The 11,298-nt window shown below is 46.0% G+C and carries 7 protein-coding genes and 1 pseudogene; 3 read left to right on the top strand and 5 right to left on the bottom strand.

Translation table 11 applies throughout. From position 1 onward, the window contains the following. The first annotated feature begins 49 nt into the window (after positions 1 to 49). Complete coding sequence (locus H6F74_RS25860) at positions 50 to 265, top strand: hypothetical protein (protein WP_190444996.1); 216 nt, start codon at positions 50 to 52, stop codon at positions 263 to 265. 54 nt (positions 266 to 319) lie between these two features. On the opposite strand, the gene H6F74_RS25865 is transcribed toward H6F74_RS25860, so the two are convergent. Then, entirely contained in the window at positions 320 to 1,687 is a 1,368-nt protein-coding gene (locus H6F74_RS25865; protein WP_190445104.1) for a metallopeptidase TldD-related protein, read from the bottom strand. Positions 1,688 to 1,925: 238 nt separating this feature from the next. Here H6F74_RS25865 and H6F74_RS25870 point away from each other — a divergent pair, with 238 nt between their 5' ends. After that, a complete protein-coding gene (locus tag H6F74_RS25870) occupies positions 1,926 to 4,232 on the top strand; it encodes an MASE1 domain-containing protein (protein WP_190444997.1) in 2,307 nt (768 codons plus the stop codon). 149 nt (positions 4,233 to 4,381) lie between these two features. Beyond that, positions 4,382 to 5,032: a DUF1361 domain-containing protein gene (locus H6F74_RS25875; protein ID WP_190444998.1), complete on the top strand. Its 651-nt coding sequence runs from the start codon at positions 4,382 to 4,384 to the stop codon at positions 5,030 to 5,032. A gap of 5 nt (positions 5,033 to 5,037) precedes the next feature. Here H6F74_RS25875 and H6F74_RS25880 read toward each other — a convergent pair whose 3' ends face one another. The 4 genes and pseudogenes from H6F74_RS25880 to H6F74_RS25895 all read right to left on the bottom strand — a co-directional run bounded on the left by H6F74_RS25880 (position 5,038) and on the right by H6F74_RS25895 (position 11,252). After that, positions 5,038 to 5,826 carry a sugar phosphate nucleotidyltransferase gene (locus tag H6F74_RS25880; protein ID WP_190444999.1) on the bottom strand — a complete coding sequence of 263 codons (789 nt, stop codon included), beginning with the start codon at positions 5,824 to 5,826 and terminating at the stop codon, positions 5,038 to 5,040. A 461-nt stretch (positions 5,827 to 6,287) separates the two neighbouring features. After that, positions 6,288 to 6,619: pseudogene (locus H6F74_RS25885) on the bottom strand (ISAzo13 family transposase); the annotation flags it as partial. A gap of 274 nt (positions 6,620 to 6,893) precedes the next feature. After that, the gene (locus tag H6F74_RS25890; protein ID WP_347269556.1) at positions 6,894 to 7,982 is read right to left on the bottom strand and encodes a hypothetical protein; all 1,089 of its coding nucleotides are present in this window, start codon (positions 7,980 to 7,982) and stop codon (positions 6,894 to 6,896) included. A 696-nt stretch (positions 7,983 to 8,678) separates the two neighbouring features. Further along, positions 8,679 to 11,252: a putative PEP-binding protein gene (locus tag H6F74_RS25895; RefSeq protein WP_190445001.1), complete on the bottom strand. Its 2,574-nt coding sequence runs from the start codon at positions 11,250 to 11,252 to the stop codon at positions 8,679 to 8,681. Positions 11,253 to 11,298 lie beyond the last annotated feature (46 nt).

The following is an 11,298-nucleotide window of genomic DNA, read 5'->3' on the forward strand; positions in this document are numbered from 1 at the left end:
GGAGCTTAGCTTTAGAGCTGAATTGAGGCGTTATCAGGAGGAAAATCGGATGCCATACATCACTGGGTTTGAAATAGACGGAATGGTACAAGCTCATCGTGAGAATATTATCGAAGTTTTGGAAACTCGGTTTGAAACGGTGCCACAAGGTTTATGCGATCGCATAAACGAAATAGATGATCTGGCACTGCTAAAAAGCCTCCATAAACGGGCGATTACCGTAGCATCTGTAGAAGAATTTGAGCAGGTAATCGCATCAATATAAAACCAAAAAGGCAAAAGAAATAATCTTTACTTTTGCCTTTTGCCTTTTGCCTTCTTACCGTCCGCCCACAACTACATTTTTGATTCGTAGATGAGGGCCACCGACGCTTACAGGAAGCGGCATTTGTCCGCCTTTACCGCAACCGCCGCTAACATAAATTGAGTCGTTACCAATTGCCTCAATATCTTTGAGAGTTTGGAAAACATTACCACTGAGAGTGACATCATTAACTTTTTCAGCTAACTTGCCATTGCGAATCATGAAACCTTCCGCAGCAGCAAAGGTGAACATCTCGCCGTTAGTTTGTCCGCCTAGCATCCGCACTGCATAAACACCTTCCTCAATATCCTTAATCATGTCTTGGAAGGAGTGTTCACCCGTTTCAATGCCAGTGTTAGTCATCCGCACAATGGGGGGATAAGTAGCATTGAGCGCTCTAGCGTTGCCTGTGGGAGCTTCTTGCATTTTGCCAGCAGTTTCGCGGTTATGGAGGCGCTGGGTGAGGATGCCGTCTTTAATTAGATATTTGCGCTGAGCGGGAACACCTTCATCGTCATACTTGAGAGAACCGGGTAAACCGGGCATGGTAGCATCATCTACTACATTCAACTGCTTAATAGCTAAAGGTTTGCCCAGAGCAAGTAATTCTTGCATTTTGGGATTTTCGTAGATACCATCAGCTTCGGAAAGATGCCCAAAGGCTTCGTGAATGAAGACTCCAGCGAGATAGGGGTCGAGAACTACAGTATATTGTCCCCCTTTAACCGATTTTGCTTCTAACTGCCCGACAGCGCGTTTGGCGGCACCTAGTACGCGGTCTTCAATTCCTTCGAGAATGTTATAGTCCGTGCGGGAGTGGACGGACTCGAAACCTTGGCGGGGAACGGAACCTTCTTCGCGGGCGATCGCGCCAAATCTGCCGGAAACATCCAGCCTTTCTTGGGCGATGCAGGTGCCGAGGGAATTGACAAAATAGGTAGTGCCGAAGCGATCGCTCATACTCACCATCGTTGTCTGAATTCGCGGGTCGAAATCCAGCAGCAATTGGTTGTATTTCGCCAAATTACGGCGCTTTTCTTCCAGACTCACCCCACGCGGATCGCGCCCTAACTGAACCGCCACATAATCTTGAATTGGCTCAACTGGGGCTAACATAGTAGTTTCTTTACCGACCAGATGGGCTTGAGAAACCGCCTCAGCTATCCGGTCATTCAACTGGGCTAAACCATTGAAAGTAACAAAGCTCCAGCCGCCCTTGTGACAGGCGCGAATGCCACCAGCGAGAGTAAAATTGCGATCCACAGCATCCAATTGAGGGCCGCGAAAGGAAATTGAGGTTGACTCACTCTGCTCTAAGCGAATTTCTAGATAGTCTACGCGATCGCGGTAAGGTGCGATCGCCTCCTGCAACTGATCCTGCATTGAAGTTGTCATTTTTAATTTTTTTAATTCCTAATAGGGATTCTAGGCGAATATCACAGTAGGCTGCTTGTGTTTCGTTTCCTTTAGTTTCTACGTTATTCTTATTTCGCTGATGTTATAAATCTTCAAAGCGAGGGGATGGGAGCGAATCCTATCGAAAGCTTCACTCGCCGAGGGAACGAGTAACGTAAAAGGCATGATAGCTTGGTGCAAACCAATCCAAAATCCAAAATCCAAAATGTCCCAACCTCGGTTGTGGCGATACTTAGCCACCGTCGCTGTACTCGCGGCTATCTACTTTGTTACCGGAAAAACAGTTTTTTCTATTCCCAGCATATCGGCAGCTGCGGCACCACTGTTTCCACCGGCAGGGATTAGCCAAGCTGCACTTTTTTTATTTGGTCGAGGTATATGGCCTGGAGTGGCGCTGGGCGATTTCTTTATTTCGCTTGGGGGGGGACAACCTTGGTATATGGCTTTGGGAATGGCATTTATCCCCAGTTTGCAAGCGATCGCTGGTGCTACACTGCTTCGTCGCATTGGCTTGCATCCCTCACTTGAGCGTCTGCGAGATGTTTTAGCATTAGTGGCGCTATCCGCGCTTTTGCCCACAATAATTGGCCCCACTTTGGGTGTCACCATCCTCTGCTGGATCGGGTTTGAGACTTGGAGTAAGTTTGCCGCAATTTGGTGGACTTGGTGGGTAGGAGACGCGATGGGAGTGTTAATCCTAGCACCTTTGGTATTGACTTGGTTTAGGGGCGAACAACGCCGAGTGCGATCGCGCTGGCATCAGATAACCTTACAGCCCCGACGAGTTATTGAGGCAGTAGTATTGTGTTTGATGTTGCTGGGTATATCCTGGGCAGTATTCGGCTCGTCCACCAAAATCGTGAGCGATCGCTACCCGATTGAGTACCTACCCTTACCTTTAGTCATTTGGGCTGCCTTCCGTTTTGGTCAACGCGGCACCGTATTGGCAACCCTGTTCGTCTCCAGTATCGCCATCTGGGGAGCCTCCAAAGGCAGCGGCCCCTTCATTGGACAGACAGATAATATCAACCAGGCGATCCTGGCTCTGCAAACCTTCATGGGGGTGGAAGCCATTACTGCCCTCTTTCTGGGGGCAACAGTTACAGAACGCAAACAAGCTGAGGTTTCTCTGCGCCAGAGCGAGGACAGCCTAGCCAATGCCCAACGCATCGCCCATCTAGGCAGCTGGGATTTGGATCTGGTTAGACAACAATTGCGGTGGTCGGATGAACATTATCGCATCTTGGGTTTTTCCCCAAAAGGCTTTGAGCCTACGGTGGAAATCTTCTTAAATTCAGTTCACCCAGACGACCGACAAAGACTCAAAGAGCTGCTAGACGCGGCATCTTTTCATAGCCAGCCTTTCAGCACTGACTTCCGAATTATTCTACCTGATAATCAAGAGCGCATTGTTCAGGGAAGTTGTGAGATTATTCAGGAGCCATCAGGTAGAATAATTCGCCTCATCGGTACGATTCAAGACATCAGCAAACAAAAAAGGATTGAGAAAGCGCTGCTGGAATCAGAAGCACAATTGCTCGAACTTGCCCACAACCTCGATCAGAAAGTGACCGAGAGGACGCTGGAGTTAGAACAAAAAAATGAAGAATTAGCGCGATCGCTATTTTTAGTTCAACAAACCCAGCAGCAATTAATTCAATCCGAAAAAATGTCAAGTTTGGGAGAGTTGGTAGGCGGTATCGCTCACGAAATTAATAATCCCATTAACTTCATCTACGGCAATATCCTCCATACCAGCAACTATGCCCAAAACCTGATTGACGTTTTAAATCTTTACCAAAAATACTATCCCACACCAGAAAAAGCAATCCAAGCTGTAAGTGAGACAGTTGAGCTGGACTTTATAATCGACGATCTCCCTAAAGTTTTGTCTTCTATGCACAACGGTGCTGAACGCATCCGTCAGATTGTTATTTCTTTACGCAACTTCTCCCGACTCGACGAATCGGAAATGAAGCCAGTAAATATCCACGAAGGGATAGATAGTACCTTGCTGATTTTACAGCGTCGTCTCAAAGGTCGTCCAGGGCATCCAGACATTGAAGTAATTAAAGAATATGGGCAATTACCCCTGGTTGAATGTTATCCCGGAGAACTAAATCAGGTATTTTTAAATATACTTAATAATGCCATTGATGCCTTAGAGCAAAGAATGAAAGACGAAGGTAAAATGTTTATTAATGAGAATTACACTAATTCAGTTTTTACGCTTGAAGCTTATGTTTTGAATATCAGCACTAAACTTTTAGATAATAATCGGGTTCAAATTAGAATATCAGATAATGGAATAGGTATAAAAGAGGCGACAATAAATAAAATATTTGACCCATTTTTTACAACAAAAGAAGTTGGTAAAGGCACAGGATTAGGTTTGTCTATCTGCTATCAAATAATAGTAGAAAAGCACAAAGGACAACTCAAATGTTTATCTGGGTCTGGTTGGACAACATTTGAGATAAACATTCCTCTGCGGCAGTGTGGTCAACTTTGAGACAGTAGCTATACTGGGGAAAAGCAAAATGCCTGACGACTATCAAGGGCGAACAAATTAAGCCTGCTCGCGTCAAGGTTTGCTGGTATAGCCCCAGGATAAGAGCCTGTGGGAATATTATTGATTAGCCAAGGAGAGAGAAAGCGCCTATGAAATTTGAACTAATTAACTGGATGGTCAATATAGCGCGTGTTCTGCGTCTCAATAGCCGCTGGATGACTTGGAATCTATTTTTGGCATTTATTCCTTTGGCTTTGAGTGTTTGGCTATTTCGCAGCAACCAAAAGCGATCGCTTATCTGGTGGGTGGGATTGTGCGTTTTTGTGGCTTTTTTGCCCAATGCTCCCTATCTATTGACGGATATTATTCACCTAATTCACGATATTCGCACTATCAACTCGGTGTGGATGATTACCCTGATTCTGATTCCCCAGTATTTGCTAGTTATCCTAGCTGGGTTTGAAGCCTACGTTTTATCGATAATTAACCTGGGTTACTACTTACAGCGGCAAGGTTTAGGTAAATATATTCTTGCAGTTGAATTGACGTTGCACGGTCTAAGCGCTGTTGGCATCTTTCTAGGAAGATTCCTCCGCTTCAACAGTTGGGACTTGATTACCCAACCAGATGCCTTATTGACAAGCGTAGTCGATGATTTAGTAGGGAAATGGCCGCTGCTGGTTATGTTGATCACCTTTGGGGTGGTGACTTTGTTGTACTGGCTAATGAAGCAAGTCAGTTTGGGGATAATTTGGCGATCGCGATCGCCAAAGGAGTCGAAAGTTAGCAGTTATCAGTAACTGGCTTAAATTTCCTCAGCAGCAAAGAGGCGAACTGCACGAACTAAATCCGGTGGCGTGCCAATATCCAAATATGTCCCCTCTGGAAACGCCTCTGCTTCTACCCGCAAACCATTGTCAATTCCAGCCTGAATCACATCCCCAATCGGTAACTCTAGCTGTGGTACTAAACTACTAAGTGCCTGGATAGCAGCCAGATGCTCGTGCATAAACTGTGTAAAAGCTGGTGTCCAAACTGCAATACCCCACATATATCGCAGTTGACTCTGTGGTGGTTTTTCAATCACCTTGTATACTCGTCCGGCGGCATCAAAATCAACCATACCAGCTTTTTGCGGCTCTTCAGTAGGGAATAATCCCAAGACAACATCCGCATTACTAGCCTCAAGGCGTGCGAGTAACCGCACAAAAGCATCATCCGGCTGAAAAAGAATGTCAGGAAAACCCATTGCTACAACAGCATCTTGCACAAAGGGATAGGCTTGATCCAAAGTGTAAGCCGCGCCGAAAGGCAAACTGATAATTAAATAGCCCATGTTCATGTTTAGCATGGTGCCATCGCCAAAGTAGGCAGGAATATCCCACTTACCCGGACGCAACACGGTGTAAGCCTTGGTAATACCTGCCAGCCGCATCTTTTCCAGTAGGTAATGGCAAACGACTTTGGGGCGTAAGCTGTTATCCTCCACGCGGCGAAATCCAATTGGATACAATTCTTTGCTAACTGGTAAAGGGGAAATTCGCGTTGCTTGTCCTCCTGCTGGTAGCAGTCCAATTACTTGCCGCTGTTTCATTTGATTGCTGTTGGTGATGGTAGATGGTGTAAGCCGGGAGAAAGAGAAAACGAGATTTCCTGTCAAAAGAAAGATGAATAAGTATCAGTGTTGACGTGAAATGAACTTAGGCTGATGGCATTTTAGGAATTATCTGCCGCCACTACAATTATTCCCTTTAAGGGCGGCTTGTTATTGGAATTTGTCAGTTTGTGTTGTCCTTTGAGCGATACCCTCCAAAGGAGCTGAATAATATGACCATATTGTCCACCGATCAACTAAAAACTTTGGGGACTTCCAAGAAATAAAATATACAGCTATTAAAAATGATAATCATTATAATGGGGAGGTCAAGGGTTGCCAACGGCAACCCTTGACCTCCCCAAATACCCATGAAAAATCTACACTTTCCTGGCTTGACTGAAGAGTGCTATTTGATTATTAATTAGAAGATAGAAAAGTTTAATAACTATTTTTTAAACCTATGTTGCTCCATAGTGAATATCAATAAACGATTTCCCTAAATCCGGGAAAGTTTCATGAGTTGAATCAGTTAAACGCTTGATTTGCTTCTCATATGATAGGGAGGGTAGTAAGCTAAACGTAAATTCAGTTGATATTTCTGAGAAAATTCAACTATGCGTTTCATAAATTGTGTACGCCGAGAATTATTTTCTCCTGCATTATCTTGATTAATAAGCAGACTTTTTATTTCGGGAAATCGCCAACTTTCTGATTCCCAAAAATCTGCTAAAATATCAACGATAAAATCACTCGTTACTTTTGATTCTGTAAAATACAAAAATAGTTCGTCAAGCCCTGATTGAATTTACTACAAATTGGGGTGGGATAGGCTGCCGTTGGCAGCCTATCCCACCCCAAACAATGATTATCATTCTTAGGAAGTGTATATTTTATTTTCTGGAAGTCACTTCAACCGTAATCCCTTCTAACTCAGAATTTATCGGTGTGTTTGACAAGCACCAAATCATTGAGGAGCTGTGTGAATCTAACGATTCATGCACGGTTTTGTAGCCGAGCCAGGAGGGTGACTTCCTAGCTTAGGCATCCACCTAACATTAGGCCAATTAGTAGCGAAAGACTGCTGCAACAGGTGCCTCATCCGGCACTGCTCCTGGTTCAACGGTGTACACCGTTCCCCCATGAAAGATTGTTTGAATTGCTGCTGCATTCAGCAAATCTTCATCGCCCGGTTGAGCCTCATTGTGCCTTTCAATCTCCATTGAGTCAGGATCAAAATGTCCCCATTTTTGCACACCGACCGGAACAAAAAGCTGTTCTACACGACCATAAAACGCGCCTTGAATGACTTCGTCCAAGTCGTTTGATCCTTTGCCAGCGGCGATCGACTCATGATAGTAATTAATCGCTTTTTGCTGATCTAATTGAAATAGCGGCTCCACGATCGCCCAGGCTTCTGCATGAAGTTCTTGTGCTGTTTGCTCCTTTGTGTTGTGTTGAATTCCTTCTTCCACAATGAAATTGTAGGTATTCGCCTCTTGGTAAATCGGCAGTAAATAGTTAACCCCAGCTAGCACAAGTGGTGATCGACGATTGCGAAAGAAGTCATGCAAGCTTTTATCCACTAGATAAAAATATCGCAGCAACTCTTCTTTGACGTTTTCACGCCCGCCGCCATGTCCGTGATAGGAACCACCCGCTTGCAAAGCTGAACGACCTGCGCCCGCGCCCTGGCGTCGCTGTTCATCTTTCGACGTTTCTTCGTCATACTGCAAGGCTTCATCCATACTCTTCGGCAAGCCTTCGATTTCAACTTCACGGGTCATGCCATAGCGATTGCCTTCCAAAAGCCGCACATCGCGCTGACCAAGCATGAGAATATAGAAGCGGTTATCTCCGCTCAACAGCGGAATTAACGGTTTGAGATGAAAGCTAGTGTTCACGACCACCAATTCAATCATGTCGATCGGCACACGATAGAAGCGGAAGAATCCTTCTGAAATGAATAAAGCTAAACCTGCGTCCTGATGCTGCCAAAAGTCATCTTCATCCAACTCAATCGCGGGTTGAAGAAATTGCTCTGGATTAGCCGGAGGTGATTCGTATTTTCCTATCTCTGCTTCTGCCTGCCGAATGAGATTCTTAAAGCGGACAGAGTTTTGCTGAATTTCTGACCCAAGCTGCACGGTCGGCATGTAGATCGATACACATAGCCCTTGCGGCTGTTCGACGAGTTCTTTCAGTTCTTCGATCGAAAGGAAGCTCATATTATTTATTAAGGTGAAATTAAAGAGAGATAAAAGCAGGTTTTGCACATAACAAGCGTAAAAAAATTTCCAAGCTGAAGCCCCTGCCCAATGGTAGAAAAAGCTTGACCGTTTAGAAGGGGTAGATCTAGCGAAGACACGCCCATTAGTATTGGAGTTTGGGTAAAAAAGAAGTGTTCGCGTAAATTACGACTCTGTTGGCGAATTCAAAAAAGCCATGCTTTCGGGTTAGCAAGGTGAGGGTTAGTAGCTTTGCTAACTCTTGCCAACTCCGTAATGAAATTCAGTAGAGCTTTTTTAGTTGCCCTCCGGAACCACAGCCGGATGATGAGGATATGGTGGATTTTACTGCCGTGCATACGCTTTTAAATGGTGGCACAGTTTATGCTGTGGAACCGGAAAAAGTGCCAGATGAAGCTCAAGTAGCCGCAATTTTGCGGTTTTAAAGCTACTGGTTAGGCAGCAAAAATACCAGGAGAAAAGAAAATCGCGGCTACACAAACAAAGTCCGCCTGCGCGGACTTAATTGGGGCTGGGTCGGCGGGCGTTGTTTGTGGAGCATCGAGACTTCCAGCCTGTGGGCGATTTGCAAATACGGGATGCTCCCTCCAACTCTTCCACAAACTACCCAAGTTGACGACGGGCGGCTTCTAGAATCAAGCGTTGTTCAGCACGAGCGATCGCGTTATATGTCCTTTCAACTGCATCCGGTTCCACGGAAATTGAAGTAATACCCCACTGTACTAGCTGGTCAATCAATTCTGGATATTGAGCTGGAGCTTGACCACAAATAGAACAGGGAATACCTGCTTGTTTTGCCCCAGCGATGAGTTGCGCGATCGCTTGAATCACTGCTGGATGACGCTCATCAAACGCACTCGCCATCTGTGCGTGTTCGCGGTCAACTCCTAAAAGCAGCTGAGTGAGATCGTTAGAGCCAATAGAGATGCCCATGCAGCCTGCTTTGACGTAATCTGCTAGCAGAAACAAAACAGACGGCACCTCAGCCATGATCCAGAGTTGAAATTGGGCAGATTCAGTTAACCCAGCTGCGATCGCGCGCTGGCGACAGAAGGAAAACTCCTCAACGGTGCGGACAAAAGGCAAGAGCAAGTGCATATTGGTATAGCCAGACTGCTGTACGCTGGCTAAAGCTGCCATTTCCAAATCGAACAAGGCGGGGTCAGAAGTGGCGCTGAAGGTTCCCCTGTTCCCTAGCATCGGATTGGCTTCGGCTCGTACTTGACGAGAACCGATTAGAGAGAGAAATTCGTGCGATCGCAAATCCAGAGAACGGTAAAATACCGGACGCGGCGCAAAAGCAGCAGCAAACTCACACAACTTTTGGGACAAAAGCCCGACTAATTCGCGATCGCGCCCCTGTTGTAACCAACGGTGGGGGTGTTGTCCCTCCAGTAAGTCCAGCACCAGCAATTCTGAACGTAGTAAGCCGACTCCATCGACAGGAAGATTCGCTGCACGCTCAATACTACTTAGCTGACTCAGGTTGACTAATAGTTGAGTAGCAATGGGGAATTGGAAATTCGGAATTGGCGGTTGTTTAGCTAACGGCTTTTGACTAATCACTAATGACTCTTCATCGCTAAGGCGATATACTTCTCCTCGATCGCCATCAAGTAGCACCGAGTCACCACTTTGAATCAGCTGTCTAGCACCGATAGCGCCAACTACAGCTGGAATACCCAGTTCTCTGGCAACAATCGCAGCGTGACAAGTCATTCCACCTTGTTCAGCGATCACCCCCGCAGCTTGTCGTAGCAGGGGAAGCAAATCAGGAGTGATGTTTTTGGTAACTAAAATCTTGCCGCTAACTGCTGGTAATGAAACTCCATCTGCTTGTGACCACTGCGTGTGATGGTTCTCTGTTAATACGTGGGCGATCGCGATCGCTTGTCCCGCCGCCGCTGCTAGTCCCTTAATTGAGTGCTGCTGCTGTGATGCTGTAGGTGTTAGCCCAGATGTCCCCACAACGCGATCGCCTTCCAGTGGGTTGTGGCTAGTCGGGGATGAGCGGGAAGATAAAGAATGAACAGCTGGCCGTGAATTGAATGAAGCCATAGATGAATCACTGCTAACTGCTGGTTGCCTATCTCGGACTTCCGACTCCCTCAAGTTGACTGCTGCCTGCTGAATGCTTACTTGCGTAAGATAAAGCTTGTCGCCTTCATTTACATGGGGAGAAATTATCCACTCCAGAGAAAAAGCTGGCCCGAGTTCAGCCTTTAATTGCCTTGCCAGGTTTATCAGATCATTTAAGTTCTTTTCTGACAAAGCGTAATTTTTTTGTTGCTCCTCGTCCAGAAGATAAGGCTCTAGACCTTCATCAGCCATCAACCCAGCGACATAAGCCTTTACTGCCACCTGAACACTGTCGGTGCTGTTTTCAAACCCGTCTGTAGAGTATTGTTTAACTCGATAGGCACGGGTTTTAATTCCCAAGTTGCGGGTTTGCACTTCACCCGTTTCTGGTTGCACTTGGTAGGAATCTGGAACCACCTCGCCGCGAAACAACGCCTTCCCCATACCCCAAGTTGCCTGAATTTCCCAAAGTTCGGGTAAGACGTGCAGAGTACCAGAAGCGATCGCTTCCATCAGCGGTTGCACTAAAATTCCCAGATTTATCTGAGTTACCTGAATCCCAGAAGACTGCCAATAAAATAAACTTCGGGCGCGGAACAGTTCCGCCCAACTTAGTTTCAGCCCCGCAGCCAAAGCCTCTGGCGACGCGAGACAAGTATGAGATTCTAAAAGTCCAGACTCCTGTACTAGCGACCAGTTGCTTGTTCGGAGTACGGATGCCGAACTTCCCACTAATGCTAGAGAGGGGCGTAAAATCAACACTGGGGAATGCCAACGCTCTTGTGCGGAGTTTATGTTTTCCAGCCAAGACTCCGGTAAAGCAGCAGTGGTAATTTCTTGACGAATTTTTTGGGCGAGATGCTGCAACTGTTTGGGATTATCCACATCCAGATGTAGCGAAGAATAAGGTAAATCCAAGCCAAGCGGTTCTGACCATTCGACGCTTTCGAGAAATTCATGGGTAGCGATCGCCGGAACCACAAAACCGGGGACAACCGGATAGCCACGCTGCATGACTCTGCTCAAGAAGAAGGCTTTGTCTCCCACCAGCGTCCGGTCGATTGATTTAATTTCCTCAAGCCAGTGGAGATTATCCATAAGAATTAAAAATTCAACAGCAAGCCTTCTTAATTTTTAATTCTTA

The organism is Trichocoleus sp. FACHB-90, from assembly GCF_014695505.1.
GTDB lineage: Bacteria > Cyanobacteriota > Cyanobacteriia > Cyanobacteriales > FACHB-T130 > Funiculus > Funiculus sociatus.

Coding starts and splice junctions, on each gene's coding strand:
- H6F74_RS25870 (WP_190444997.1), top strand. CDS start 1,926: ATGTCCCAACCTCGGTTGTGGCGATACTTAGCCACCGTCGCTGTACTC.
- H6F74_RS25890 (WP_347269556.1), bottom strand. CDS start 7,982: ATGCCGACCGTGCAGCTTGGGTCAGAAATTCAGCAAAACTCTGTCCGC.
- H6F74_RS25865 (WP_190445104.1), bottom strand. CDS start 1,687: ATGCAGGATCAGTTGCAGGAGGCGATCGCACCTTACCGCGATCGCGTA.
- H6F74_RS25875 (WP_190444998.1), top strand. CDS start 4,382: ATGAAATTTGAACTAATTAACTGGATGGTCAATATAGCGCGTGTTCTG.
- H6F74_RS25895 (WP_190445001.1), bottom strand. CDS start 11,252: ATGGATAATCTCCACTGGCTTGAGGAAATTAAATCAATCGACCGGACG.
- H6F74_RS25860 (WP_190444996.1), top strand. CDS start 50: ATGCCATACATCACTGGGTTTGAAATAGACGGAATGGTACAAGCTCAT.
- H6F74_RS25880 (WP_190444999.1), bottom strand. CDS start 5,826: ATGAAACAGCGGCAAGTAATTGGACTGCTACCAGCAGGAGGACAAGCA.